Source organism: Mesorhizobium sp. 113-3-9 (genome assembly GCF_016756515.1).
In the GTDB taxonomy this organism is placed as follows: domain Bacteria; phylum Pseudomonadota; class Alphaproteobacteria; order Rhizobiales; family Rhizobiaceae; genus Mesorhizobium.
Genome location: NZ_AP023246.1, coordinates 2,112,125 through 2,138,128, shown reverse-complemented (window position 1 = coordinate 2,138,128; position 26,004 = coordinate 2,112,125). Strand labels below are relative to the sequence as shown.

At 64.4% G+C, this 26,004-nt stretch carries 20 protein-coding genes; 15 read left to right on the top strand and 5 right to left on the bottom strand.

Going from position 1 to position 26,004, the window contains the following annotated elements:
* Positions 1-25: 25 nt before the first annotated feature.
* The 3 genes from ubiE to coaBC all read left to right on the top strand — a co-directional run bounded on the left by ubiE (position 26) and on the right by coaBC (position 4,004).
* Positions 26-802 carry a bifunctional demethylmenaquinone methyltransferase/2-methoxy-6-polyprenyl-1,4-benzoquinol methylase UbiE gene (gene ubiE, locus MesoLj_RS10315; RefSeq protein ID WP_202325923.1) on the top strand — a complete coding sequence of 259 codons (777 nt, stop codon included), beginning with the start codon at positions 26-28 and terminating at the stop codon, positions 800-802.
* 67 nt (positions 803-869) lie between these two features.
* Positions 870-2,444, top strand: a complete 1,575-nt coding sequence (gene ubiB / locus MesoLj_RS10310; protein WP_140772003.1) for a 2-polyprenylphenol 6-hydroxylase — start codon at positions 870-872, stop codon at positions 2,442-2,444.
* A gap of 90 nt (positions 2,445-2,534) precedes the next feature.
* On the top strand, positions 2,535-4,004 hold the full coding sequence (gene coaBC / locus MesoLj_RS10305; RefSeq protein ID WP_202325922.1) for a bifunctional phosphopantothenoylcysteine decarboxylase/phosphopantothenate--cysteine ligase CoaBC: 1,470 nt from the start codon (positions 2,535-2,537) through the stop codon (positions 4,002-4,004).
* A 63-nt stretch (positions 4,005-4,067) separates the two neighbouring features.
* Here the strand turns inward: coaBC and MesoLj_RS10300 are convergent, their stop codons facing one another.
* Together MesoLj_RS10300 and MesoLj_RS36610 are read right to left on the bottom strand one after the other, a co-directional pair.
* Positions 4,068-4,646: an invasion associated locus B family protein gene (locus tag MesoLj_RS10300; RefSeq protein WP_140772005.1), complete on the bottom strand. Its 579-nt coding sequence runs from the start codon at positions 4,644-4,646 to the stop codon at positions 4,068-4,070.
* A 35-nt stretch (positions 4,647-4,681) separates the two neighbouring features.
* Complete coding sequence (locus MesoLj_RS36610; RefSeq protein WP_274609151.1) at positions 4,682-12,868, bottom strand: autotransporter outer membrane beta-barrel domain-containing protein; 8,187 nt, start codon at positions 12,866-12,868, stop codon at positions 4,682-4,684.
* Positions 12,869-13,278: 410 nt separating this feature from the next.
* Between MesoLj_RS36610 and MesoLj_RS10290 the strand changes: the two genes are divergently transcribed.
* From MesoLj_RS10290 to MesoLj_RS10280, 3 genes are all read left to right on the top strand, one after another.
* Positions 13,279-13,662: a hypothetical protein gene (locus tag MesoLj_RS10290; protein WP_244735337.1), complete on the top strand. Its 384-nt coding sequence runs from the start codon at positions 13,279-13,281 to the stop codon at positions 13,660-13,662.
* 127 nt (positions 13,663-13,789) lie between these two features.
* Positions 13,790-14,266, top strand: a complete 477-nt coding sequence (locus tag MesoLj_RS10285; RefSeq protein WP_140772008.1) for an NUDIX hydrolase — start codon at positions 13,790-13,792, stop codon at positions 14,264-14,266.
* Positions 14,267-14,654: 388 nt separating this feature from the next.
* Positions 14,655-17,153, top strand: a complete 2,499-nt coding sequence (locus MesoLj_RS10280) for an EAL domain-containing protein (RefSeq protein WP_202325921.1) — start codon at positions 14,655-14,657, stop codon at positions 17,151-17,153.
* Positions 17,154-17,169: 16 nt separating this feature from the next.
* Here MesoLj_RS10280 and MesoLj_RS10275 read toward each other — a convergent pair whose 3' ends face one another.
* Entirely contained in the window at positions 17,170-17,703 is a 534-nt protein-coding gene (locus MesoLj_RS10275) for a GNAT family N-acetyltransferase (RefSeq protein WP_202325920.1), read from the bottom strand.
* A gap of 222 nt (positions 17,704-17,925) precedes the next feature.
* Between MesoLj_RS10275 and MesoLj_RS10270 the strand changes: the two genes are divergently transcribed.
* Positions 17,926-18,381, top strand: a complete 456-nt coding sequence (locus MesoLj_RS10270) for a DUF2214 family protein (RefSeq protein ID WP_202325919.1) — start codon at positions 17,926-17,928, stop codon at positions 18,379-18,381.
* Here the strand turns inward: MesoLj_RS10270 and nth are convergent.
* Positions 18,375-19,181, bottom strand: coding sequence for an endonuclease III (nth, locus tag MesoLj_RS10265; RefSeq protein ID WP_202325918.1), 807 nt, complete (start codon positions 19,179-19,181; stop codon positions 18,375-18,377). The two genes, MesoLj_RS10270 and nth, sit on opposite strands and share 7 nt — an antisense overlap.
* Before the next feature lie 22 nt (positions 19,182-19,203).
* On the opposite strand from nth, the gene MesoLj_RS10260 reads away from it, so the two are divergent.
* Entirely contained in the window at positions 19,204-19,698 is a 495-nt protein-coding gene (locus MesoLj_RS10260) for a DUF2244 domain-containing protein (protein WP_202325917.1), read from the top strand.
* 2 nt (positions 19,699-19,700) lie between these two features.
* Here MesoLj_RS10260 and MesoLj_RS10255 read toward each other — a convergent pair whose 3' ends face one another.
* The gene (locus MesoLj_RS10255; RefSeq protein WP_202325916.1) at positions 19,701-20,516 is read right to left on the bottom strand and encodes a class I SAM-dependent methyltransferase; all 816 of its coding nucleotides are present in this window, start codon (positions 20,514-20,516) and stop codon (positions 19,701-19,703) included.
* Between the two features lie 115 nt (positions 20,517-20,631).
* Between MesoLj_RS10255 and MesoLj_RS10250 the strand changes: the two genes are divergently transcribed.
* The 7 genes from MesoLj_RS10250 (at position 20,632) to MesoLj_RS10220 (ending at position 25,942) form a co-directional block, all read left to right on the top strand.
* A complete protein-coding gene (locus tag MesoLj_RS10250; RefSeq protein WP_140772019.1) occupies positions 20,632-21,510 on the top strand; it encodes a methylated-DNA--[protein]-cysteine S-methyltransferase in 879 nt (292 codons plus the stop codon).
* A gap of 89 nt (positions 21,511-21,599) precedes the next feature.
* Entirely contained in the window at positions 21,600-22,070 is a 471-nt protein-coding gene (locus MesoLj_RS10245) for a hypothetical protein (protein ID WP_172348593.1), read from the top strand.
* A gap of 22 nt (positions 22,071-22,092) precedes the next feature.
* On the top strand, positions 22,093-22,485 hold the full coding sequence (locus MesoLj_RS10240; protein WP_202325915.1) for a hypothetical protein: 393 nt from the start codon (positions 22,093-22,095) through the stop codon (positions 22,483-22,485).
* Positions 22,452-22,979 (top strand): hypothetical protein, encoded by a 528-nt coding sequence (locus tag MesoLj_RS10235; RefSeq protein ID WP_202325914.1) that lies wholly within the window; start codon positions 22,452-22,454, stop codon positions 22,977-22,979. Before MesoLj_RS10240 ends, MesoLj_RS10235 begins: the two co-directional genes overlap by 34 nt.
* On the top strand, positions 22,954-23,436 hold the full coding sequence (locus MesoLj_RS10230) for a hypothetical protein (RefSeq protein WP_202325913.1): 483 nt from the start codon (positions 22,954-22,956) through the stop codon (positions 23,434-23,436). Before MesoLj_RS10235 ends, MesoLj_RS10230 begins: the two co-directional genes overlap by 26 nt.
* Before the next feature lie 153 nt (positions 23,437-23,589).
* A complete protein-coding gene (locus MesoLj_RS10225) occupies positions 23,590-24,495 on the top strand; it encodes a ribokinase (RefSeq protein ID WP_202325912.1) in 906 nt (301 codons plus the stop codon).
* A gap of 1 nt (position 24,496) precedes the next feature.
* On the top strand, positions 24,497-25,942 hold the full coding sequence (locus MesoLj_RS10220) for an amidase (protein ID WP_202325911.1): 1,446 nt from the start codon (positions 24,497-24,499) through the stop codon (positions 25,940-25,942).
* Positions 25,943-26,004: the final 62 nt, after the last annotated feature.

Genomic DNA, 26,004 nt, shown 5'->3' with positions numbered 1-26,004 from the left:
GCCGGTTTTATGACGGATCAAAAAAATGTCAGTTGAGAGAACCACGGCCGCGGGCGGCATGGAAACCTCCTATGGTTTCAAGCGTGTGGGGGAAGGCGAGAAGCAGTCCCTGGTCAACGATGTTTTCCACAAGGTCGCCAACCGCTACGACCTGATGAACGACCTGATGTCGGGTGGCCTGCACCGGCTGTGGAAGGACGCCATGGTCACCTGGCTCAATCCACCGAAGCGGTCGGGCTGGAAAGTCCTGGATGTGGCCGGCGGCACCGGCGACATCGCCTTCCGCATCGTCGATGCCAGCCATGGCAACGCGCATGCGACCGTGCTCGACATCAACGGCTCGATGCTCGCCGTCGGCCGCGACCGGGCACAGAAAAAGGGCTTGTCCGGCAACACCGATTTCGTCGAGGCCAATGCCGAGGAATTGCCCTTCGCCGATGCCACATTCGACGCCTACACCATCGCTTTCGGCATCCGCAACGTGCCGCGCATCGATGTCGCGCTGAGCGAAGCGTTCCGCGTGCTGAAGCCCGGGGGCCGGTTCCTGTGCCTCGAATTTTCCGAGGTCGAGATGCCGCTGCTCGACAAGGCCTACGAAGCCTGGTCGTTCAACGCCATTCCCAAGATCGGCAAGATGGTCACCGGAGACGGCGAACCCTATGCCTATCTGGTTGAATCGATCGCGAAATTCCCCAACCAGCAGAACTTCGCGGCAATGATTTCCCGCGCCGGTTTCGATCGCGTTTCCTTCCGCAACTATTCCGGCGGCATCGCGGCACTGCATTCGGGCTGGAAGCTTTGAGGCTGAACCGCATTTCCCATCCTCGGTACAGCTCGTGCGGGTCGCAAGGACCGGCCAGGGTGCAGCCATGAGTAGCGTCGGGGCTGGTTTCAGGCTCGCACGCGCCGGCTGGGTGCTGGTGCGCGAGGGTGTTATCGCCGCCTTGCCGGGCGAGGAACTGTCCGGCCTGCCGAAGTTCGGCTGGCGGCTGGCGCGGCTGTTCACCCGCCGCCGCGCTCTGGACTATGAGCGCAGCGACCGCTTGGCCAAGGCCGTGGTCAGGCTCGGGCCCTCCTATGTTAAGCTCGGCCAGTTCCTGGCGACACGGCCCGACGTCGTCGGCAACGACATGGCACTCGACCTCGCCATGTTGCAGGACAAGATGCACACCTTCCCGAAGGCCGAGGCGGTGGCGGCGATCCAGGCCTCGCTCGGGCGCAAGGTGGGCGATCTCTACGCTGAATTCGGCGACCCGGTCGCCGCCGCTTCCATCGCCCAGGTCCATACCGCCGAAACCATCCATGACGGCACTGCCACCAAGGTGGCGGTGAAGGTGATCCGGCCTGGCGTGCGCCGCCGCTTCTTTCAGGACCTCGAAAGCTATTTCCTCGCCGCCCGACTGCAGGAGAAGTACATCCCCTCCTCACGCCGGCTGCGGCCCGTCGAGGTCACCGAGACGCTGGCGCAGACCACCAAGATCGAGATGGATTTGCGTCTCGAGGCGGCGGCACTCTCCGAACTTGGCGAGAACACGAAGGACGATCCCGGCTTTCGCGTGCCCTCCGTCGACTGGGAACGCACCGGCCGCGACGTGCTGACCATGGAATGGGTCGACGGCGTCAAGATGAACAACATCGCAGGCCTCGAAGCCGCCGGCCACGACCTCAAGGCGATCGCCGCCAACCTCATCCAGTCCTTCCTGCGCCACACTTTGCGCGACGGCTTCTTCCACGCCGACATGCATCCCGGCAATTTGTTCGTCGAGGCCAACGGCACGATCGTCGCCGTCGATCTCGGCATTGCGGGACGCCTCGGCAAGAAGGAGCGCCGCTTCCTCGCCGAAATCCTCTACGGCTTCATCACGCGCGACTACCTGCGCGTCGCGGAAGTCCATTTCGAGGCCGGCTACGTGCCGCGCCAGCACAATGTCGCGGCTTTCGCGCAGGCGATCCGCGCCATTGGCGAGCCGATCCACGGCCAGCCGGCCGAGACCATTTCGATGGCCAAGCTTCTGACGCTTCTGTTCGAGGTGACCGAACTCTTCGACATGGCGACCCGGCCCGAACTGATCCTGCTGCAGAAGACCATGGTGGTGGTCGAGGGCGTGGCGCGTACGCTCGACCCGGCCTTCAACATGTGGAAGACGGCCGAGCCGGTTGTCGGCGGCTGGATCGCCGGCAACCTTGGCCCACGCGGCATGATGGTCGACGCGCGCGACGGCGCCAAGGCGCTGCTGACGCTCGCCCGCCAGGCGCCCGAGCTTGCCGCGCGCACCGACCGGCTATCGCGCGAGATCGACCTGATGGCCGAGCACGGCCTGCGCTTCGATGAGACCACCGCACGCGCCATCGGCAAGGCCGAAGCGCGCTACAGCCGCTCCGGCCGGGTGGCGCTGTGGGTGATCGCGCTGACGCTGGTCTATATCGCCTGGAAGATTCTTTAGGCCCGACCGTCGAGGCCTAGTCCGCAACTTGCGGCGATTTGATTGCATCGCTATCATTGCTATCGATATAGATGAGCAGAGTGCAATCAGATGGCAAGCATCACGATCCGCAACCTCGATGACGAGGTCAAGGAACTGCTGCGCCGATTGGCGGCGGAAAATGACCGTTCGATGGAAGAGCAGGCACGGGTGATGATCCGGGCCGCTGTCGATGGCCAGATCGGACCCGGCCGTATCGACCAGATCGAAAAGACCCTTCGCGAACTGACCAGCGCGCACGGCACGGCGGCGCCGGTAGCCTCTCCGGCAGGCAGGATCTTTCAGCGAGGCACGCTCTCCGGCAAGCACATCCTGCTCATCATCGGCGGCGGCATTGCTGCCTACAAGGCCCTCGACCTGATCCGCCGGCTGCGCGAGCGCGGCGCGGCGGTGCGGGTGGTGATGACATCAGCAGCGCAGGAATTCGTCACCACACTCTCTGTCGGCGCGCTCTCGGCCGACCATGTCTTCACCGAACTGTTCGACCGCAACGATGAACACGATGTCGGCCATATCAGGCTGTCGCGTGAGGCCGACCTGCTGGTGGTGGCGCCCGCCACCGCGGACCTGATGGCCAAGCTCGCCAACGGCCATGCCAACGATCTTGCCTCGACCGTGCTCATCGCCACCGACAAGCCGGTGCTGATGGCGCCGGCGATGAACCCCAGAATGTGGGCGCATCCGGCCACCCGCCGCAATCGCGCGACATTGGTCAAGGACGGCATCGCTTTCGTTGGCCCGGCCAAAGGCGAGATGGCCGAGAGCCATGAGGCCGGCGAAGGCCGCATGGCCGAGCCGCTGGAGATCGTCGCCGCGGTCGAGGCGCTGCTCGAGGCCGGTCCCAGGCCGCTGGCGGGGCGCAAGATCATCGTCACCTCCGGCCCGACACATGAACCGATCGACCCGGTGCGCTATATCACCAACCGTTCGTCCGGAAAGCAGGGCCACGCCATCGCCGCGGCATTGGCAAGACTCGGCGCCGATGTGCGCCTCGTCTCCGGTCCCGTGAGCATTGCCGATCCAGCCGGCGTGAAGACCATCCATGTCGAACGTGCGCAGGAGATGCGCGATGCGGTCGAACAGCTTTTGCCCGCCGACGCCGCAGTGTTCGTTGCCGCCGTCGCCGACTGGCGCAGCGAGAATTCGGCCGGCGAAAAGATCAAGAAGGTGGCGGGTGAAGGCCCCCCGGTGCTGCGCATGGTGGAGAACCCAGACATCCTTGCCGGCGTCGGTCATCACAGCCAGCGGCCAGGCCTTGTCGTCGGCTTCGCCGCCGAGACGCAGGATCTTCTGCGCAACGCCGAGGCCAAGCTGAGGAAGAAAGGCGCCGATTTCATCGTCGCCAACGATGTGTCGCACGAGAGCGGCATCGGCCCCTCCGGCGTCATGGGTGGCGATCGCAACCGGGTGCGGATCGTGTCGAAGGCCGGCGTCGAGGAATGGCCCGAAATGACCAAGGACGAGGTGGCGGCGCGGCTCGCCGCCCTCATTGCCGAGCGGTTGAAAACAACAGTCGTTTGACGCGCAACGGATAAGATACGCGGCGCCTGTTGGACGCCGCGTACCAGATACCGCTCTGAGCCGTCAGTTTGACAAGAGTTCCGATGTGCGGGCGAGCGCCCCGCTGAAGCCGTTGAGCGGAATGGAAAAGCTCACCGCTTGCCCGGTATCGGCCGCGAAGGCGTCGATCTTCAGCGTGGTGCCGTTCTTGAGCAGCGGCGTGATATTGGCGTCGAACGCCACCGGCACCAGGCAGCCGACCACCTGGCAGGTGTTGAACGCCAGGCTGCCGTCCAGCTTCTGGTCGTCGATTGTCAGGGTGACGCCCTTGGCGAGCGCCAGTCCAAATGGCAGGGCGAGCGTGCCGGTCGCATCGTCGCCGGTCTTGCTCGACAGCTCGATCGCCAGCAGCCGCTGGTTGCTCTGCTTGTTGAACTGCTGATGCGACAGGCTGCAGACCTTGGCTGTGCCCGATATCTGGCAATTGACCGTCCAGTCGCCATGGGTTTCGGACAAGGCCGATGCACCACCCGGCAGTTGCGGCGCATCGGCGGCGGGCGGCTTCGCCACCACCTTGTCACCCTTGGTCTGCGCGGCCATGGCCGGCAGACCGACAATGCAGGCCGCACTCAGCACTGCCGCGAAATACGCGTATTTCCTCATCAAGACCCCTCCCGCCCGGCTCGGTCCCGGGCCAGCTAGAAGCTGACCTTGAGAGACGCGCTGACTGCGTTCTGTTTCACCATTTCGCCGAAGGCGCCGTTGTACCTGACGGACATGCCGACGCCATTGACGCCATTCAGCTCAAGCCCGGCGCCAACCCGATAGAGCGGCGAATCGACCGTTTCCGTCAAGTGCAATGCGGGGTTGCCGGGCAGATTCTGCGCCGCCGCGAAACCGCCTTCGATTTCCCAGTCCTTGTTGGAGAACTCCACCCCGGCCTTTCCGTAGAGGCGAAGGCTGGCAATATCGCTGAGCGCGATGTCGGTGCCGATCTCGAGCGCGGGTGTCGCCGAATAGTATGTATTTGCACTGCCGTCGAAGTTGAAGGCGGCGACCGAGCCCTCTTCCTTTCCGGAAACGCGCAGCCAGCGCGCGTCGAACTGCAGCGTGGGCTGCAGGTAGAACGCACCCATCTGCTGGGTAGCGCCGAACCGCGCCGAGCCGCCGAACATGGCGGTTTTCTGGGTGTAGGTAACGCTGTTGCCGATGCCCGGCAGCATTTCCTCGTCCAGATAGTGCCCGTCCAAAGTCTCGCCGGGGATGAAGAACGCCGGATCGATATGGGTGTCGCGTTCGCCGTTGAACGAACCAGTTCCGCCGCCAAGCGCAAAGTCGGCAAAATAGTTATGGTTGGTGTATTTGGCCAGCGCGTAAGCCTGCCAGGCTTCACCGGTGGTCTGTGAGAGCAATTGTCCGTTGAACCCGATCTTGGAATCGAACTCTGTACGCCCGATCGTGGCACCGAGCGACCAGTTCTGGCCGACCTCGCCGATGCCGCCAAGCGACATCGTCTTCAAGACGTCATCACGGCTTGTGGTTCCAGCACCCGCATCGCGGCTGTACTCGGCTTGCGGGCTGATCGACGCCCAGATGCAGCGGCCATCGGCGTTCTTGTAGGCTGGCACGCCGGTGCACGCGCGCGCCGCCTCCAGCATCATGTCGGTTTCGCGATTGATCATGTCGAACGTATGCACGGCATAGTGCGGCGTCAGCCGGGTCAACGCCTCGCCAATCTCTGCTTTGCTTGGCAAGAAGCGCACCAGATTGATCAGCCGCGCCATCGGATTATCCGGGCTGGACGACGCCTCGACGTCATCGAGATATTGCGCCATCTGGTACACGCCCGGATCATTGACGCCGGACTGCGGATCGTGCGCGAGTTGCAGGAAGGTCTGGTTGTCGGTGGTCAGTACCAGATCGGTACCGTGTTCGACCTTGAATATGAAATTGAAGCCCGCCGCCGGATGGTCCACGGGCATCGTTGCCACGATCTGCGAATTCCCCGCCATGGAAGAGCCCGTGGCTATCGTATAGGCGGTAAACAGCTTGTCGATGGACAGGAAGTTGAGCGGCGCGGTGCCATCGAACTTGCCTGCTCCTGTCAACGCAAGAGCATCAGTGGTCTGGCTGTTGAGGTCGATGTCGGTAACGAAACGGCCGGAACCGTCCTGGGTGAATCCGCCGCCGACGCCGACCTTCGCAACCACGCCGATGCCCTGGTTGGTATACAACCCGTCATTGGTGTACATCCCGCCGCCGAGATTGATGGTCTTGAGCCCGACCATCGAGGCATCGGCGAAATTGTGGAAGCTGTTGTTGCCGCCGCCGAGATCGATGTTGCCGATGACGCGTCCGAGCGTGTCGCCCAGCGGCGAATTGTCGACATGGTCGTCACCCGAAGTGCCGGTGATGGCCAGCGGGCTGAAATCGTCGAGCAGGGATTCCAGGATTGCGTTCGTCGGCACCACCGGACCTGGCGCCAGCAGGAAGGTCTGGAACGCCTGGAACTGAGAAGCCTGAATCTCGAATGTCGGCGTCGCTCCCATCGCATAGAGCAGGCTGTGGTTGGTCAGCGTGTTGTTCGCGCCGCCGACGAGCATGGCCGCGACGCCGGTACCGGCGCCACCGATCGTGTATTGGCCATTCAGGTTTATGGTGATGTTGCCTTTTGCGCCCTTGGCCGTGCTCTCACCATAGACGGCCACAGAATCCGCGCCCTGCGCGAACAGGCTGTCTCCGGCGGTCAGATCGACCGCGTGCGCATCACCGTCGCCGGTCGCGCTCTGTCCAAACATCGCATACGAACTCGCACCCTTCACCCAGACCTGGCTCATGGCCGTTGCCGACGCCGCCGCCGCATCGCCGATGCCACCGCCGGAACCGGCGGCGCCGGTGGAGAGGGTGCCGGCCAGACCGCCGCCGCCGCCGACCGCCTGGGCCACGATGCCATGTGCCCGCTCGCCATCAGTGACGATCGCGCCATCTTGCTCGATGGTCACCGTGCCGCCATTGCCCTTGGCGCCTGCAAACGTATTGAACCCGATGGTGTTGTTGTCGATGCCGCTGCCGCCATCCGCCGTGGCCCCGAAGCGCCCGAAGCCGGCGCCGCCGATGCCGCCGCCGCCGCCGACCGACTGCGCGATGATGGCGACCGCATCGACACCATGCGTGGTGATGGTGCCGGTGCGGATCACGGTCACATCGCCGCCATCGCCACCCTTTCCGCCAAGGCCGCCGATGCCGAGCGCGTTCGAGGTTTTGCCTTTTGCGTCGCCGCCCACACCGCCGCCGCCCCCGACCGACTGCGCCACGACACCATGCGCGCGGTCGCCAAAGGTTTCGATCGAGCCGGAAACCTCAACCCTGACATCGCCGCCATCACCGCCATTGCCACCCTTGCCGCCGAGGCTGAGGGCAAAGGAATCGGACCCGGCGAAGTCGGACGAAACCGTTCCGCCATAACCGCCGCCGCCGCCGATGGACTGGGCGAAGATGCCGTATGAGCCATCCTTGTGTGTGATGATCTCGCCATCGTTGGAGACGGTGACCTTGCCGCCATCGGCCTTGTTGTCGGGGCCGCCGATCACCGGGATCGGAATCCCGTTGGGTACGCTGGCGCCGCCACCGATTGTCATGTCCGCTTCCGATGCACCGGTCGCGGCGCCCGACGCGCCGCCGCCGCCGCCGACCGACTGGGCAAAGATGCCGTGCGAGATATAGCCCAGCGTTTCAATCCTGCCGGAGTTGTTGACCTCGACCTCACCGCCGGTGCTGCCGCTGCCGCCTTGGCCGCCGATATACATGGTGACTGCCGTCTCGGCCTTGCCGGTCTCCGTCGAACCCGCGCCGCCCGCGCCGCCGCCGCCGCCCACCGACTGTGCGAAGATACCGTGCGAGTTGTCGTCCTGTGTCAGGATCGAACCGCTCTCCAAGTTCTGGACGTGAACCCTGTCGCTGCTACCGCCGGCACCGCCGGCGCCACCGAGGCTTAGTGTGATGGCGATCTTCGAATCGTTGGATGACGTGCCCGACGCGCCGCCGACGCCGCCGGAGCCGCCGATCGACTGCGCCAGGATACCGTGGGAATTGGCCTTGTCGGTTTGAATGATGCCGCCGTTTTCGACATTGACCTTGCCGCCATTGCCGCCGACATCACCCGCGCCGCCAAGCGACAGGTTTACCGCGACTTCACCGCCATCGCTCTTGCCCTTGCTTTCGCCGGCACCACCTGCGCCGCCGCCGCCACCGACCGACTGTGCGAAGATGCCGATTGAACGCTCCTGCTTGGTCCATATCGTTGCGCCGGCCAAGTTGGAGACATCGACCTGGTTGCCATTGCCACCCTTGCCGCCCGCGCCGCCGAGCGAGCCGCCGATAGCGTAAGTACCGAGCACGCCAGAGCTGGACGATCCGCCGACGCCGCCGCCGCCACCGATCGAATTGGCGCTGATGCCATAGGAATCGGCGCCGTCTGTGATGATCAGATTGCGGTTGGTGACCGAAACCGTGCCGCCGTTGCCGGCGCCGCCGGCGCCGAGCGCGATTGCCGCGCCGATACCAACCGAGGTTTCCCCCGCGTCGCCTTTGCCGACGATATCCTCTTTGGTCGAAGCCGAGCCGCCACCGCCGCCACCACCGCCGATGGACATGGCGAGGATGCCGACCGAGTTGAACCCGCTCGTGCGGATTTCGCCCGAATTGTCGACCGCGACACCGACCTTGCCGTCGAAACAAGTGGCATTGCCGCCCGCATCCGCGGCGCATGCGGCATCGTTGCCTTCGCCGCCACTGCCGCCGATGCTGACATTTGCGGTAACGCTCGTGCCGGCGGTGCCGCCGACATGAAATGCCTGCGTGTTTGTTGCACCGCCCATGCCGCCGCCGCCGCCGATCGATTGGGCAACAATGGCGGACGAATAATCGCCGTCGGTGGTCAGATTGGCGGAGTTCGTGACATCCACGGCACCGGATTTGTTGCCTGTGCCGCCCGCGCCACCGACAGCAACATTGGCCGCGACGTTGACGCCATTTTCCGTGCCGAGATCGGCCGTCGCGCCATTGGTCGCCCCGCCATTACCGCCGCCGCCGCCGATCGACTGGGCAACGATCGCGGCGCTCATGTCGCCGCCGGTTTTGATCGTCATGGCGTTGTGAACAGACACATCGCCACTGATGTTGCCCTTGCCACCGCCGCCGCCGATGGTGACCGTCGCATTGATACTGGCATTGACCCCGAAGCCGCCCGCAGCTCCCCAGGAATCGCCGCCATTGCCGCCGCTGCCCGCCACCGATTGTGCGAGGATGCCGATCGCGTTGGCGCCTTTGGTAGCGATGCTGCCGCCGCCATTCATGCCGCTGTCGACGATGACGCGGTCGCTCTTGCCACCATCACCACCCCAGCCGCCAACCGTGACACCGAGTGAAACGCTGACCCCGGTGCTGGCTGCACCCGAAATCGTAGCGGCGCGGCCGCCATTACCGCCGCCGCCGCCAATCGACTGGGCGACGATGCCGCCGGAACCGGCTGCGTCCGTGTCGGCAATCAGGTTGCCATCGGCCCGAACCGTTACCTTGCCGCCATTGCCTCCGTTGCCACCCTCGCCGCCCACGGCAACCCCGACCGAGGCGGACACGTAGAGACCGGCGCTGACCGCGCCTGAATAGGCCGAGCCGCCATTCCCGCCACTGCCGCCTACCGATTGCGCGAGAATGGCCTTCGAGCCCATGCCGCCGACATGAATGTCACCTTTGTGGGTAACCGTGACCTGGTTGCTGAGATTGCCATCGCCGCCACCGCCGCCGATCGCCACGGAAGCTGCGCCGAACACACCGACAGCAAACGTTCCGACAGATCCGCCATTGCCGCCGCCGCCGCCGACCGACTGAGCCAGGATACCGTGAGAGAGAGAACCCTTCGTCGTGATGTTGGTGGTGTTCTTGACCTCTGCCTCGCCTGCGGCACCGCCGGCCCCGCCTTTACCCCCGATGCCTACCGCGGCAAAGGCGCCGGCCGCCATCGCGAACCCGCCATCACCGCCCGAGCCACCGACCGACTGCGCGAAGATGCCGATCGACATATCCCTGTCTGTGTTGATCTGGCCTGTGTTTTCGACATAGACCTTCTTGCTTCCACCGCCCGACGCGCCATCGCCGCCAAGCGAGAAGGACGGCCCGCCAATCGAGACGGCAAAGCCGCCTGAACCGCCGCCGCCACCGATCGATTGCGCCAGGATGCCGTGAGACTGGACACCTTCGGTGTGAACTGTCGCGCCATTGGTGACATCGACGGTCCAGCCCGCACCGCCGCCGCCGCCCTTGCCACCGATGGTGACGTTGGCACCGAGGCCGGCCGAGGCCGTGCCGCCGCCATTGCCGCCACCGCCACCGATCGACTGGGCGATGATGCCGGTGGAGCGGTCGCCCAAGGTGTGAATCAATCCTGAATGGATGCCGACCGTCACCGCCTTGGCATCGCTGGCCGTGCCGGCCTTGCCGCCAATGCTGACTGCAGCCACCAAACCTGCGCCATTCAACGAAAAGCCGCCATTGCCGCCGCCGCCGCCCACCGACTGCACGATGACGCCAGCCGAATCCGACTGATGGGTCGTGACATTGAGTGCTGTCGTCGAGAAGAATTTTGCCGTCCCGGCTTCGCCGCCCCCGGCGCCTGAACCACCGATGCCTACGCTTGCATTGACGCTCAGGCCGAACTGGCCGCCGCCATTACCGCCACCGCCGCCGATCGACTGCACGATGATACCGGCTGACCTTTCGCGAAAAGTCTCGACCGAACCGTTATAAGTGGCTTCCGTCGCCACCCCCTTGCCGGCAGCGCCACCTTTTCCGCCCATGCCGAAGCCGGCAATCGCCGACAACGTGCCGGCAAAGCCGCCATTGCCGCCACCGCCGCCGACCGACTGTACGATCAGGCCAGCCGAATCCGCACCGTCCGTGATGATCGATTGCATCGCGCCCTCGGCCGTGCGCAGCGTGACGGTATCGGCATCGCCGCCGCCTGCACCGTTGCCGCCGATCCCCACACTGGCGCCGAAGCTGGCAGCGCCGGAAAAGCCGCCATTGCCGCCGCCGCCGCCGATCGATTGGGCGACGATGCCTGTCGCGCGATCGCCGGACGTGTTGACGCTGCCGCCGACCGTTGCGTCGACGACGCCGCCCTTGCCTGCAGCGCCGCCACTGCCGCCGACACTCACCGCCGCGGCTGTAGAGCCGGAAAGCGCAAACCCGCCATTGCCGCCGCCACCGCCGACCGACTGCACGAGCACGCCAATGGAATCGTCCCCGAGCGTGGTGACCTTGGCGTTCGCAACTTTATAGGTCACGCTGTCGCCGTCACCGGCGGCATTGCCCGAGCCGCCTACCGAAACGCCCACCAAACCGCCGATGGCAACGGCGCCGCCGCCATTGCCGCCGCCGCCGCCAACCGACTGTGCGATGATGCCGCTCGCGGAACGGCCGTTCGTTTCAACGGTCACACCGGCGCCGGCCTGGTTGACGTTGACCACGCCACCCTTGCCGCCAGTGCCGCCACCGCCGCCGATGGCGACCGAGATCGCGGGGGCTACGCCGATGGCATAGCCGCCATTGCCGCCGCCGCCACCGACCGACTGGATCAGGATGCCATGCGCGCCATCGCCGCCGTTTCCATCGACGCCGGTCTTGATGACGCCGCCAATATTGCCGGTGGCCGTACCGCCCTGGCCGCCGCCACTTGCCTTGCCACCGATCGAAACGAGACCGAATGCGCCGCCGCCATCGCCGCCGCCGCCGCCAACCGACTCGACCAGCATGCCAATGGCGCCTAGGCCGCTGGTGGTGATGTTGCCGGTATTGGTACCCGTTGCCGTCCGGCCGTCATTGCCATCCGTACCCGCGCCACCCCCGCCGAACAGACCGAGGCCGCCGCCGCCATCGCCGCCGCCGCCGCCAACCGACTGCACGACCATGCCGCTGGCAAAATCTCCCCGGGTGGTAATGGTCCCCGAATTTATCCCCTCGGCATTGCCGCCGATTGTCGGCACACCGCCGTTGCCGCCCTCGCCGACGATACCGAAACCACTTGCGCCATCACCGGCGACACCGCCCGCCGAACGCACAAGCATGCCCTTCGAGAAAGTCCCATCCGTGGAAATGGAGCCGGCATTATCGCCTTTTGCGTCCCCGCCATTGCCACCGTTGCCGCCATCGCCGCCCTTGCCGGCACCGATCGCACCACCCAAACCGCCATTGCCGCCGCGTCCACCGCTGGAATTGACGGTGATGCCGTTCGAATTGTTGCCATGCGTGATGATGTTGCTTTCGGTCGTGGTGGTGACGGTCGCCGTTCCGCCATCGCCACCTCGCCCGCCGACACCGCCCTTGCCGCCGACCGCGACGGCGAATGCCCATGCACCGTTACCGCCATCGCCACCGCTGGCGTCACCCGATATGCCGGGAGCATTGTCTCCTGATGTCTCAAGGGCTCCAGATGCATTGTTTGTTATATCGACCGTTCCGCCCTTCGCGCCGTCGCCGCCTTTACCGCCCTTGATCTCCACAAAAGGCGGGACGGCAGTTGCATGGACAGCCGAGCCGCCATCTCCGCCGCGCCCACCCCGGGCGCTGCCCACGAAAGCGGCCTCGCCAGAGGTCGTGCGGCCAACACTATTCGTACCCGTGGCCGGCGCGGTCGGCGACTTGCCGCCCTCGGCGTCGGCACTACCGATACCGTCGTCACCATCATCGCCCCGCGCCCCATCCGTATTGATGGACAATTGCTGCGCATGGGCCGGGGACTGAGCGTGAAGCGAAACGAGCCCGACGAGCGCCGTCGCGCCGAGCAGGAGGGCAAGTCGTCTTTGAAGAACGGCAGGATGTTTGCCCACCTGCCCGGATAACCCCTCTTGCGGGACCTCGCGGGTCTGACCCGACTTGTTTGGGTCTCCGCCAGCCAAGCCACAAGGCCAGCGCGCGACAGTACGCTTTGAAAACAAAGCCATGCACTTCCCCCTTTAGGCAGGCGCTCTCAATCCCTCCTTGAGTTTGGTGCCCCCGCCATGGTCAGCCCACGCAATATGCCGGCATCCTGCAATAAGGTTCGATGCAGCGAGGCCAGCGTATCCGCATTCCCACTTGTGGAGTTCTGGCTCAATTAGACCACGTTAACTTGCGCCAGATGAGATCGAGAACTTACGTAAGGGACACTGACCAAAGCCTTCGGCCTTTCATAGTCGTCATATGACGGCAATCTGCGGTCACGGACCGGATGACGGTATGATTGATTTATGGGAGATCCATGCATGGCCATGGCATCGCCGACAGGCCGCCCTATATATTGGGAATGAACAAGATCTTTTCGCAGAATGGGCGCATGTCCGCGCGTAGAGCACCGTTGATTCTGGCATCGGCTTCGCTGGTCGCGGTGGTCATGGCGGGCCTTGCCCTGCCCGCTTCCGCGCAGTTGCTCAATCCCGCTGCCAAAAGTAACGCGCTGATCCAGCAGAATGACCTGCAGACCTTGCAAAACAGGATTCAGCGGCAGCAATTTCAGCAGCAGCAACAGCAATATCGTGCCCAGGATCGCGTGATCGTCCAGCAGCCGCAGCCGGTGGTGCCGCAGGTCAGGCCGAGCTGCCAGACGCAGATAATCGGCAGCACCGCCGTGAGCACCTGCCGCTGACAGGCCGACTACCCTTTTATTTAGCCGACTTACATGATAGGGGCGTTCGGGTACCCCTGCGGCAGTTTGGGTTTTGCAGAGGCGCCGTATCACGCTATGGGGCACTGCACCGACTGGATTTTTACGAATGGCAGCCACCAAGAAAAAGGCCGTGCGCAAGGCCAAGAAAGGCGAGCGAATCCGCCAGGTCGCGGCGATCCCCTTTCGGTTGACCGCAACCGGTGATTTCGAAGTCATGCTGGTCACTTCGAGAACGACGAGACGCTTCATCGTTCCCAAGGGTTGGCCTATGAAAGGCAAGAGTGGACGCAAGGCAGCCACCATCGAGGCGCAGGAGGAAGCCGGCGTGCTCGGCAAGGCGCTGAGGGAGCCGGCCGGCACCTATTCCTACTGGAAACGGTTGGCCAACCGCTTCGTCCGCGTCGACGTCATCGTCTATCTGCTTGAAGTGACCGAAGAGCTTGCTGACTGGCAGGAGGCCAAACGCCGCCAGCGCGCCTGGCTGGCGCCGGCCGACGCGGCGATGCTCATCGACGAACCCGATCTGTCGACGCTGGTGAAGACCCTGAAGCTTCCCGAACCCATGCCGCCGGGCCAAGCGTAAGCAATTCGAGAAGCCTGGAACGGTTTTCCAGGGAAAAGCGCATGGCGTTTTCGCTTGGGAATTGCGTCGAGGCAAGAAACTCTGAGCGTCACTCGCCAGCCTCATTCGGCGGAGGCGCAGCCCTGACCCGCTCGGTTACGGGCCCGAAAAGGATCGATAAGCTTCGAATACAAACTGATTCAACTTGAAGCAGTCACTTGACGTTGCGTAATATTCAGCCGCCCAAATCTAGAAATGGCTTTATAGGGAACGGAACTATTTATTTGCTGTTAAGTCCCCCGTGATACCCGGTTGTTGTCGCCATTTGCGCGACATGAGGGGAAGAAAATCGTCTCAACCGACAGGTGAAACAGTCGGACAGACACGCTGACAGGATCATGGCACGTCCGTGAATTCGAAGACGCCGTCATCGATGGATGCCAGCCCCCGTCTTCTCGGGCTCGTCTGGCCGTTCATCGCCGTCGTGCTCATCCAGGCGCTGGTCGCCAGCCTCAGCCTGTACACGCTTTCGGCGGTTCGCGCCTATGTCGGCGGGGAAAGCCAGTGGTCCAAGGGGCAAAAGCACGCCATCTATTTCCTCAGCCTGTATGCGGACACCGGCAATGAGGAGTTCTTCACCGAGTATCGCGAGGCGATCGCCGTTCCGCTGGCCGATCGCTCGGCGCGCCTGGCGCTCGAGCAGCCCGAGCCCGATACAGAGGCAGCGCGCGCAGGCTTTCTGCAAGGCAGAAATCACCCGGACGACGTCGCCGGGCTGATCTGGCTGTTCCGGAATTTCCGGGCGTTCAGCTATCTCGATACCGCTATTCGGCACTGGGCGGCGGCCGACACGATGATCCTCGCCATCCAGCGGCTCGGCGACACCATGCATGCGGCGCTGGGCAAGGGGCCGGCGTCGGCAGCCGAGATCAGCGCCTGGAAAGCGGAAATCCATCGGCTCGATCGTCAGGTCACCCCATTGTCCAAGGCCTTCTCGGACAGTCTGGGCGAGGGATCGCGCTTCATCCGGATGCTGCTCACCTTTGCCAATCTCGTCACCGCCGCCCTGCTGATCCTGCTGGCCGTGTGGCGCACCCGCAAGCTTCTGGCACAGCGCCAGGCCTTCCAGCTGGCGCTCAATGCCGAGCGCGAGCGCGCCCAGGTTACGCTGGCTTCGATCGGCCAGGCCGTCATCAGCACCGGCCGTGACGGGCGGCTGGACTACATGAACGCGGTGGCCGAGAAACTGCTGGCCTGCCCGCTCGGCATTGCCAGGGGAAAACCGGTCGTATCGCTGTTTCGCCTCGTCGACAAGGATACCAGCGTCGAGGATTCGCAGCTGGTCGAGCGTCTCCTAGCCGGCGAACCACGCCGTTCCAGCGCCCGTCCGCAATTGCTGCAGCGGCTGGACGGCTCTGTTGTTCCCGTCGCGCTGACCGGCGCGCCGCTGATCGTCTCCGGTGAAATCGTCGGCGCGGTGCTCGCCTTCCACGACATGACGCGCGAAGAGGACTACATCGAGCGGCTTTCATGGCAGGCTTCGCATGACGCGTTGACCGGGCTCGCCAACCGGCGCGATTTCGAAAGCCGGCTGGAAAGGACGATCGTCGAACTGCAAGGCAAGCCCCGTCAGCACGCCTTGATGTATCTCGATCTCGATCAGTTCAAGCTGGTCAACGATACGTGCGGCCACGCCGCGGGTGACCAGTTGCTGCGCCAGATTTCCTCACTGCTGACCCGCGAATTGCGGTCCGGCGACGTACTCGCCCGGCTGGGCGGCGACGAGTTCGGCGTGCTGCTGGTTGATTGCGATGCCACCAACGCAGCCGACATCGCCGAAAGGCTGCGCACGGCAGTACAGGATCTGCATTTCGCCTGGGACGGAAGATCCTTCAACACCAGCGTCAGTATCGGCATGGTGGAGATCGCCAACGCGCAGGTGACGATCGAAGAGACGCTGCGGGCCGCCGACGTCGCCTGCTACATGGCCAAGGAAAAGGGCCGCAACCGCGTCCAGATCCACAGCGATGGCGACATGGCCTTGCGCGAGCGCTTCGGCGAGATGGCCTGGGTACAGCGACTGCACGCCGCGCTGGAGCAAAACCGCTTCAGGCTTCACGCCCAGGAAATCTGGCCGCTCAACGACGACGACGTCGAGGCGGGAGCGCATATCGAGATCCTGCTGCGGCTGACCGACGAAGACGGCAGCTTCGTCACCCCGCAGAGCTTCATTCCCGCTGCCGAGCGCTACGGCCTGATGCCGTCGATCGACCGCTGGGTGGTGCGCAACACCTTCCGCATCCTGGCCGCCCGGCAGGCCGATCCGCGCACGCCGCCGATCGCCACATGCGCCATCAATCTCTCCGGAGCGACTTTCGGCGACGAGACGTTTCTCGGCTTCCTGCGCGAGCAGTTTCTCGTCCATGGCATTTCGCCTGCCATGATCTGCCTGGAGATCACCGAAACCAGCGCTATCGCCAATCTCACCAACGCCATGCGCTTCATTGCCGATCTGCGTGGGCTGGGCTGCCGCTTCGCGCTCGACGATTTCGGCTCCGGCATGTCATCCTTCGCCTATCTGAAGCACCTGCCCGTCGACTACCTCAAGATCGACGGCAGCTTCGTCAAGGACATGCTTGACGACCGCATCGACCGCGCCATGGTCGAGATGATCCACCACATCGGCAAGGTCATGGGCAAGCGTACCATCGCCGAGTTCGTCGAGAGCGACGACATCGCCGCCGCTCTGAAGACCATCGGCGTCGACTATGCCCAGGGCTATGGGATCGCCAGGCCAACACCGTTCGATGCCTCGACGGTGCTGCTGGGCCGGAGCTTCACACCGGCCGCGCAGAGCGCCGACCCATGGGCCGACCTTGCGCGGAAACTTCGCCGCAAGGCGGGGTAGAGGCCCCAATTCCAGTTCAGGACAGCCGCTCCAGCAGCACTGTCGGGGCGTCATGATAAGTGGTCCGCAACACTTCGCGATAGCCAACCTTGCCAGCGACATTCAACGATGCTGTGTTCTCCGGATCGATGATGCAGACGGTTTTCGTACGTCCAAAGGTTTCTTCCCCCCAGGCCAGCACACGGCCGACCACCTCGGTGGCGAGACCGGCGCCGTGCACGGCCGGAGCCAGTGCCCATCCGGCCTCGGGAATGCCTTCGATCGACGGTTCCATGTCACGCTTCAGATCGTGAAACCCGGCCTCGCCGACGAAGCGGCCCGTCGCCTTCTCTTCGATCGCCCAGAAACCGTAGCCGAGCAGCGACCACAGGCCGGCATGACGCAGGAAGCGCATCCAGCTTTCCTCGCGCGTGCGCGGCTTGCCGCCGATGAAGCGGGTGACGGCCGGGTCTGCCCACATCATGGCATAGGCGTCGAAATCCTCCAGCCGGTGCGCCCTTAGAATGGTTCGCTCCGTCTCGATGACCGGAGCGCCGTGCGGATTGTTCATGGGATTGCCTCGCTGAAGTTATCCGCGCTTAGCAAATAGCCCCCGCGGTGCAAGGGCCAGCGCGAAACGCGCCATCATCCAGAAAAGCCGGATGGCCGGTGCTGTGGCTCCGCTATGGGAATTCCGCCCGACAGTGTTATTTTCCCGGCAGGCTGATTTCAGCACACACTGCGACGCGATCTTCTCCGACGCGGGCTGGTGCTCAAACCCAAGGGAAGAAGCATGGACACGACCGACCTTGTGCTTGCCATTGTCCATCATCTGCTGGTGTTTTCCCTGGCGGGGATAATCGGCGCCGAATTCGTGCTGATCCGCGGCGACCTGCCCGCCGCGACGCTCAAGCGGCTCGCCGGCATCGACCGCCACTATGGCATCATCGCCGCGCTGATCATCATCGTCGGCATCGGCCGCGTCTTCTGGGGCCTCAAGGGGTGGGAGTTCTACGTCTACAACTGGGTGTTCTGGGCCAAGATGGTGGCCTTTGGCATTGTCGGCCTGCTGTCGATCGTCCCGACCGTGCGCTTCATTTCCTGGAACAGGCAGGCCAGCGCCAACCCCTCCTTCGCCGTGCCGGCAAGCGAACTGGCCTCGGTGAAGACCTACATCCGCGCGGAAGCCTTCGTCTTCCTGCTGATCCCGGTCTTCGCGGCGGCGATGGCGCGCGGTTACGGCTACTGATCGTCAGCTGGTGCGGTTTCAAGTGGAGCGATCGGCACCAGGGGCGCCGGAATACTGGTCGTCTTCTCCTCGGCCTTGCAGATATCGGCGATGACACAGGCCGGGCAGTCCGGCTTGCGCGCCTTGCAGACATAGCGGCCATGCAGGATCAGCCAGTGATGCGCATGGCGCATGTACTCGTCCGGGATGATCTTCAGCAGCCCCTGCTCGACCTGTTCCGGCGTCTTGCCGGGCGCCAGGCCAAGCCGGTTGCCGATCCGGAAAATATGCGTATCGACCGCCATCGTATGCTGGCCGAAGGCCATGTTGAGCACGACATTGGCGGTCTTGCGCCCGACGCCCGGCAGCTTGACCAGTTCATCGCGGTCATCAGGCACCTCCCCGCCATGGTCGCGGATCAGCGCCTCCGACAGCGCGATGACGTTCTTGGCCTTGTTGCGCCAGAGGCCGATGGTCCTGATGTATTCGCCGACCTTGGCCTCACCCAGAGCCGCCATCTTCCATGGCGTATCGGCGGCCTTGAACAGCGCCCGCGTCGCCTTGTTGACGCCGGCATCCGTCGCCTGCGCGGACAGAACCACAGCCACCAGCAGCGTGAAGGCGTTGACATGTTCGAGCTCGCCCTTCGGCTCCGGCCGCTGGACAGAAAAGCGCCGGAATATCTCATGCACTTCCGCCGGCGTATAGCGTGACGTCCGCCGCGCGGGCCGTGGACGCGGCTTGGCGTTCGATCCGTCACGTCGTCCGGCCGGCAGCTTTTTTTCGGGCATGGTAGAATCTTTGGACTTGGGGCTCGCCATTTCCCTCCTATAATATCCTGTCATGAGCGACACAAACGCCTCGTTCCAGGCTGACGAGCCCTTCTTTCACGCATTGCTGACCCCACACCGGTCGCTGGGCAGGACGGGCTTTCTGGTCCTGATGGGCGCGCTGCTGTTCGGCTGGCTGGTGACAGGCGCGTTTTTCCTGTCGCGTGGTGCATGGCCGGTGTTCGGCTTCTTCGGCCTCGACGTGGTCGCCGTTTACATCGCCTTCCGCGCCAATTATCGGGCCGCCCGCGCCCGCGAGGAGGTGTCGGTGTCCCGCACGAGCCTCGACATCCGCAAGACGGCCCCTTCGGGAAAATCGGAAGCTCATCGCTTCAATCCGTTCTGGGCACGATTTTCGGTCGCCCGTCACGCCGAGATCGGCATCACCAAGATGATCGTGGAAGCGCAAGGCCAGAACGTGCCGATCGGCGGCTTTCTCGATCCTGATTCCCGCGAGAGCTTTGCCACCGCCTTTTCGCGCGCATTGGCGACCGCAAAGGCGCGGTGAATCTAGAAGCGATAGCGCAGAAGCCTGCCTACCTTTCGCAGCGCCGGAATGTGTTTCCACAGGCGAACGAACAGCTTGGCGGACCAGCCCATGCGGGCGGCGTGTTCAGGCTTGTAGGCGGAAATATCCTCGACGAACCGCAGTTTCGGAACCGCCAGTTCCAGCTCGTGCGGATCGTCGATCGCCCAGTGGACCTCGGCACCCGTGACCTTGATGGTCGGATTGAGGCGAAGCAGCGTCAGGCCGAAACGGCTGTAGGCGTCGAACATCAGCTCGCCGCCGGCAAGATGCGAGACAAGCCGCGAAACCAGGCGCAACCCCTCGTCGGCGGGGAGATAGGGCGTCAGCCCTTCCGCCACCACGATGGCCGGGCGGTTGCGCGGCACCTCGGCCAGCCAGCCGGGTTCGGTCACCGACGAAGCGATGAGATGGTAATGGTCGCGGGACGGGTAGAGCTTGCGCCTGAGTTCGATGACCTGGGGATAGTCGACGTCGAACCAGTCGACGCCTGGCGGTGGATCGACACGGAAGACGCGCGTATCGAGCCCGCAACCCAGATGCAGCACGATGGCACCGGGATTTCTGGCCAGGAAGTCCTCAACGCGGACATCCAGTGTCTTGGCCCGGATCGCCAGGCCGATGCCGAGATTCTCATCGACCTTGAGCCTGGAGAAATCATAGTCGATCTTGCGCACCGCCTCGTCGGCGAAATGATCCGCAAGCAGTGAATGGGGCAGCCGGCTCTCCAGCGCCTTGCCGTAGAGCGTCATCAGCAAGGTTTCCTTTGCCCCGGTCAGGTGCACTTTCTGGCCAGCCATGAGCGACTCCTGGACACGAGCCCCGAATCTATCTGGGCATGCGCGGCAAGAAGGCAAGTTTCGGGTGGCGGTCGCCGCCCCAAGGGGCGATATTCCTGGCCAAGGAGATCATTCGATGAGCACACACACAGCAGTCCTCAAGAAGGACATCACACCGCAAGGCAGCGACTACGAGATCGTGCGCCGCGCCATCGAGAAGATCAGCCTCGACTATCGCGACCAGCCCTCGCTCGAGGAGCTTGCGGAAGAGGTCGGGGAGACGCCGACAGGCCTGCAAAAACTCTTCACCCGCTGGGCCGGCCTGTCGCCAAAAGCCTTCCTGCAGGCGGTGACCCTCGACCACGCCCGCCGGCTGCTCGATTCCGGCATGCCGCTGCTCGAAACCTCGTTCGAACTGGGCATGTCCGGCCCCGGCCGGCTGCATGACCTGTTTGTCACCCACGAGGCCATGTCGCCGGGCGACTACAAGACGCGCGGCGCCGGCCTCACCATCCGCTACGGCTATCACCCCTCGCCTTTCGGCACCGCCCTGATCATGGCCACCGACCGTGGCCTTGCCGGCCTCGCCTTCAGCGACCCGGGCGAGGAACGTGCGTCTTTCGCCGACATGTCCAGCCGCTGGCCCAACGCCGTCTATGTCGAGGACATGGCCGCGACCGGCCCTTACGCCGCGCGCATCTTCGATCCGACATTGTGGCGGCCCGACCAGCCGCTGCATGTCGTCATGATCGGCACCGACTTCCAGGTCCGGGTCTGGGAGGCGCTGCTGCGGATTCCGATGGGCAAGGCCCGGACCTATTCCTCGATCGCCGCCAGCATCGGCGCGCCGAGCGCCAGCCGCGCGGTCGGTGCCGCCAATGGCGCCAACCCGCTCTCCTTCGTGGTGCCTTGCCATCGCGCCATCGGCAAGTCCGGCGATCTCACCGGCTATCACTGGGGCCTGACCCGCAAGCGCGCCATCCTGGGCTGGGAGGCAGGGCAAGTGTCGTCGTGAAATATCGTTTTTCCGGTTTTCGCCGGAAAACGATAAAGCGATCATGACTCCTATCACTTCGGGTTGATCCGACTTGGCAGGAGGTCTCGATGAAATTGTTGCGCACCGCCTTCGGTGCAGCCTTGCTGGCCGCGTGCCTGGACCAGGCCGCAATGGCCACAACGCAAAATGTCATTTTCAATGGCACGATCACTCCGACCTGCACGCTCGTCATTGCCACCAACGGCACGATGACGGTGAGCCCCGACCTCCAGTCGCTGAGTTCCCACAACAGCGGCGGCTCTGCCGGAACCGTCACGCTGACGACGACAGGCGGCGTGTCGCTGAGCGTCGACCCGGTTACCACCACGACGGTGCCGTCGGCCGACACGACATCGACCACCTGGACACCAACCTATTCCTCCGCCGGTGCGCACTCCATCGTCGAGACCGGCTCGGCGACCCCCATCAGCACACCCGGCGCCGACCTTGTCTCGGTCCATCTCGCCGGCACCAAGGGCGGCAGCAACCGCTTCGCCAACGGAAACTACCAGGCAACGGTAACGCTGCGCTGCGAATAGCGCCGTCGCGAGGGAGAGGGTCTTGAAACATGCACGAAACCTGGCGACGGCCCTGGCCGTCGGGCTGGCGCCTATTGCCGCCAAGGCTCAGTCGATGTCGCCCATGCGCGGTGAGGTCAACAGTTTCACCGATGCCTTCGCGGTTCGCGTCTTCCCGGCCAATCCATACGATCAGAAGATCAGGGTCGAAATCCATGTCTACGACCAGGATTTTCAGCCAGTGGACGCCAGGATCTCTCCAAGTGTGTTCCAGCTGGGTTCCCAGGCTTCCCGTCCTGTCCTCGTGGTCGTGCCCTTCGGCGGCGCTGCCGAGCGTAAAGTGCGTATCTGCACCGAAAGCATCCCCTTTCCCAATCAACAGACGCAGATAAGGGCACAGATATGCGGAAAGTTTTTTGGGCACCGCAAATCCTGACGCTGGCGCTCGCGGTTGCAGTCACAAACACGGTTCCAACCCTGGCCCAGGACCAGATCTACAATCTCAATCAGAACGAGAACGGCTTCAATTTGCCCGGTGTCACCTTGCCCCAGGGCCAGGACGAGGTCCATGCCGCGGACGGCACCACTTGCCGCTCCGCCGTTTCCGGTTCCGGTGCCTATGTCGATCTCGGCGTTATCAGAGGCAACAACCAGACGGACAACGGTGTCGCCACCTACGGCCGGGTGGTGATCCCGATCGGGCGTACGCCGAAGCGTCTCGACTGCAGCCGGCTCTACGAACTTGAGGTCCAGCGCCTGCAACTGGAGCTGAAGCTGCTCAAGATGGGTCTCGGCGGCGACGGCCAGACGGCCAGCGTGGCCGCGGGCGCTCCTGCTCCCGGTTCTGCGGCCGCATCACCCGGATGGGCCAATGAAGGCTGGAGCCTCAGGACCGGAAATGGCGATGGCAAGAAAAAGAAGAAGAAATAACCGCGCGCTGCTTGCGGTGGCGGCACTTGCCGGCTTCAGCCAGCCTGTGTCGGCGGCAATCATCGGCACCTGCACCATCATGGTCGGGGCATCGGGAACGATGGCCGCAAATCCCGCCATCAGTATACTGAGTTCCAAGCAGGCAGGCGGATCGAGCGCCAGCGCCACCGTGGTGGCAAGCTCCCTGGTGTGCTCCCTGCTCAATCTGCTGGACTGCTATTCGGTTTCGGCGCCGGCGCCGGCCGCGTTCTCGTCCGCGCCGAGCGGCGGCGGCACAAACGTGACCTTCGCCTCGGTCTTCCGCCTCGACGGCTCGGGAGCCGACATCAACGGAAGTGTGCCGCAGAAGCTTGTCAATGGCACCCACGCCATGCAGATCGACCTCATCGCCACCAAATCGAGCGGTATCTTTCCCGCCGGCAGCTATCAGGGCACCGTCACCGTGCGTTGTGAATAGGCCACGATACCACAAAGCGAGCTGGACCATTCGCGCGGTCTGGCAAGCCGCGACCTTACAGGTTAGCTTCCCGCGCGATGGAACGGCCCGTCTTCGCCCCCACGCGCCGTGGACGTTCCAGAACCTTGAATTCATGCTGGCAGGAGGCCTTGCTTGATTATCGTCATCGGCTCGATCAACCTCGACCTTATCGCCAAAGTCGACCGCCTGCCGAGCCCCGGCGAAACGGTGAGCGGCTCCGGTTTCGCCACGGCGCCCGGCGGCAAGGGCGCCAACCAGGCGCTGGCCGCCGCACGCGCCGGTGCCCCGGTGCGCATGGTCGGCGCCGTCGGCAAGGACAGTTTCGCCGGAGAGGCGCTGGCATTGCTGCGCGAGGCCAAGGTCGACCTCTCGGGCGTGGGCGAAACCTTTGCCTCGACCGGAACGGCGCTGATCATGGTCGGTGACGACGGCGAGAACATCATCGCCGTGGTCCCCGGCGCCAATGCTTCCGTGGTGCCGGGCGACCTTTCCAAGGCCTTCCTGAAAAAGAGCGACGTCGTGCTGCTCCAGCACGAGATCCCGCTGGCGACCGTCGATGCCGCGCTCGACCAGGCACGGGCGGTCGGCGCCATCACCGTGCTCAACACCGCTCCTTTCCAGGGCGACGCGGCGGCTTTCCTCGGCAAGGCCGATTATGCCGTCGCCAACGAGACCGAGTTCGACCTTTATGGCGAGGCGCTGGCGCTGAACGGCCGCGACCGTGCGGCACGCATGCGCGACTTCGCCGCGAAAACCGGCCGCACCATCGTCGTCACGCTCGGCGGCGACGGCGTCATGGCGGCGACGCCGACCGACTTCCTGACCGTTGCGGCCATGAAGATCACTCCTGTCGACACGGTCGGCGCCGGTGACACCTTCTGCGGTTATTTCGCTGCCGGCCTGTCGTCCGGCCTCACGCTCGAAAAGGCACTGGCGCGCGCCGGTACGGCTGGCTCGCTGGCCTGCCTGAAGCCGGGCGCCCAACCGGCGATCCCGCTGGCCAGGGATGTCGATCAGGCCTTGCAGAAAGTCATCTGAGATGATGCGCCCCCGGACCAAACATGCCGTGCCGCCGGCCGGCGACATCTGCCGCCTGTCCGCTGTCGAACTGGCCGACGCGATCCGCCACAGGAAGCTTTCGGTACGTGAGGTGGTGACGGCCTTCCTCGACCGCATCGAAGCGGTCAACCCGCTGGTCAACGCCATCGTCTCACTGCGCGATCGCGGCGACATCCTGCGCGAGGCGGATGCTGCCGATAGCAGGCAGGCGAGCGAAACCGGAACGCTCTTCGGCTTGCCGATCGCCATCAAGGACCTTGCCTCGACCACTGGGCTCAGGACCTCCTTCGGCTCGCCGATCTTCGCCGATTTCGTGCCTCAGGAAGACGATTTCTTCGTCGAGCGCATCCGCGATGCCGGCGCCATCATCATCGGCAAGACCAATGTCCCCGAATTCGGACTTGGCTCCAACACCTACAACAACGTTTTTGGACCGACGCTGAACGCTTTCGATCCGGCGCTCACCGCCGGCGGGTCGAGCGGCGGCGCGGCGGTGGCACTGGCGCTCGACATGGTGCCCGTCGCCGACGGTAGCGACTTCGGCGGCTCGCTGCGCAACCCGGCCGCCTGGAACAATGTCTACGGCTTCCGCCCGTCGCAGGGGCTCGTGCCTGCCGGGCCGGATTTCGAGGTCTTCCATGCGCAGATGGGCGTCGAGGGTCCGATGGGCCGCAATGTCGCCGACATGGCTCTGCTGCTCGACGTGCAGGCGGGTTATCATCCGCAGGCACCACTGTCCTATGAGAAACCGGGCTCGTTCCTCGAAGGGCTCGCAACGCCCTCGACTGGCGGTCGCGTCGCCTGGCTCGGCGACCTCGGCGGCCATTTGCCGGTCGAACCCGGCATCCTCGAACTGTGCGAGGCAGCGCTCGGCCGGCTCGCGGGCCAGTCCTTCGTGATTGAACCCCTGCTACCCGATTTTGACTTCGAGGCGCTGTGGCAGGCCTTCGTGACGCTGCGCCAGGCCAGCAGCGGCTGCGCCCTACAGGCCCACTACGACGACCCCTCCAATCGCGGCCTGCTGAAGCCGGAAGCCATATGGGAAATCGAGAACGCAATGCGGCTGACGGCGCCGCAGATCCGCGCGGCCTCGGTCATCCGCACTTCCTGGCATCGCACGCTGCTGTCGATCTTCGACCGCTTCGATCTCATCGCGCTGCCGACGGCGCAGGTCTTTCCCTTCGATGTCACCACGCACTGGCCAAGCAAGGTCGCCGGACGGCCGATGGACAGCTATCACCGCTGGATGCAGGTTTCCGCCTTCGCCACGCTGGGCGGCTGCCCGGCGGTCAACGTGCCGGTCGGCTTCGACGAAAAGGGCCGGCCAATGGGCATGCAGCTGATCGGCCGGCCGCGCGGCGACCTCGCGGTGCTGAAGGCCGCGGCTGCCTATGAGGCGACGCTACCCTGGCAGGTTGGCGCCTGACCCGCGTGCAACAACGCACCACTTCGCCCATGTCTTGCGCGGAGGCTGTCGTCATGCATTGA

Excerpts from the sequence above, each read along its gene's own strand:
- ubiE (WP_202325923.1), top strand. The coding sequence starts at position 26 with ATGTCAGTTGAGAGAACCACGGCCGCGGGCGGCATGGAAACCTCCTAT.
- ubiB (WP_140772003.1), top strand. The coding sequence starts at position 870 with ATGAGTAGCGTCGGGGCTGGTTTCAGGCTCGCACGCGCCGGCTGGGTG.
- coaBC (WP_202325922.1), top strand. The coding sequence starts at position 2,535 with ATGGCAAGCATCACGATCCGCAACCTCGATGACGAGGTCAAGGAACTG.
- MesoLj_RS10300 (WP_140772005.1), bottom strand. The coding sequence starts at position 4,646 with ATGAGGAAATACGCGTATTTCGCGGCAGTGCTGAGTGCGGCCTGCATT.
- MesoLj_RS10290 (WP_244735337.1), top strand. The coding sequence starts at position 13,279 with ATGCATGGCCATGGCATCGCCGACAGGCCGCCCTATATATTGGGAATG.
- MesoLj_RS10285 (WP_140772008.1), top strand. The coding sequence starts at position 13,790 with ATGGCAGCCACCAAGAAAAAGGCCGTGCGCAAGGCCAAGAAAGGCGAG.
- MesoLj_RS10275 (WP_202325920.1), bottom strand. The coding sequence starts at position 17,703 with ATGAACAATCCGCACGGCGCTCCGGTCATCGAGACGGAGCGAACCATT.
- MesoLj_RS10270 (WP_202325919.1), top strand. The coding sequence starts at position 17,926 with ATGGACACGACCGACCTTGTGCTTGCCATTGTCCATCATCTGCTGGTG.
- nth (WP_202325918.1), bottom strand. The coding sequence starts at position 19,181 with ATGGCGAGCCCCAAGTCCAAAGATTCTACCATGCCCGAAAAAAAGCTG.
- MesoLj_RS10260 (WP_202325917.1), top strand. The coding sequence starts at position 19,204 with ATGAGCGACACAAACGCCTCGTTCCAGGCTGACGAGCCCTTCTTTCAC.
- MesoLj_RS10255 (WP_202325916.1), bottom strand. The coding sequence starts at position 20,516 with ATGGCTGGCCAGAAAGTGCACCTGACCGGGGCAAAGGAAACCTTGCTG.
- MesoLj_RS10250 (WP_140772019.1), top strand. The coding sequence starts at position 20,632 with ATGAGCACACACACAGCAGTCCTCAAGAAGGACATCACACCGCAAGGC.
- MesoLj_RS10245 (WP_172348593.1), top strand. The coding sequence starts at position 21,600 with ATGAAATTGTTGCGCACCGCCTTCGGTGCAGCCTTGCTGGCCGCGTGC.
- MesoLj_RS10235 (WP_202325914.1), top strand. The coding sequence starts at position 22,452 with ATGCGGAAAGTTTTTTGGGCACCGCAAATCCTGACGCTGGCGCTCGCG.
- MesoLj_RS10230 (WP_202325913.1), top strand. The coding sequence starts at position 22,954 with ATGGCAAGAAAAAGAAGAAGAAATAACCGCGCGCTGCTTGCGGTGGCG.
- MesoLj_RS10220 (WP_202325911.1), top strand. The coding sequence starts at position 24,497 with ATGATGCGCCCCCGGACCAAACATGCCGTGCCGCCGGCCGGCGACATC.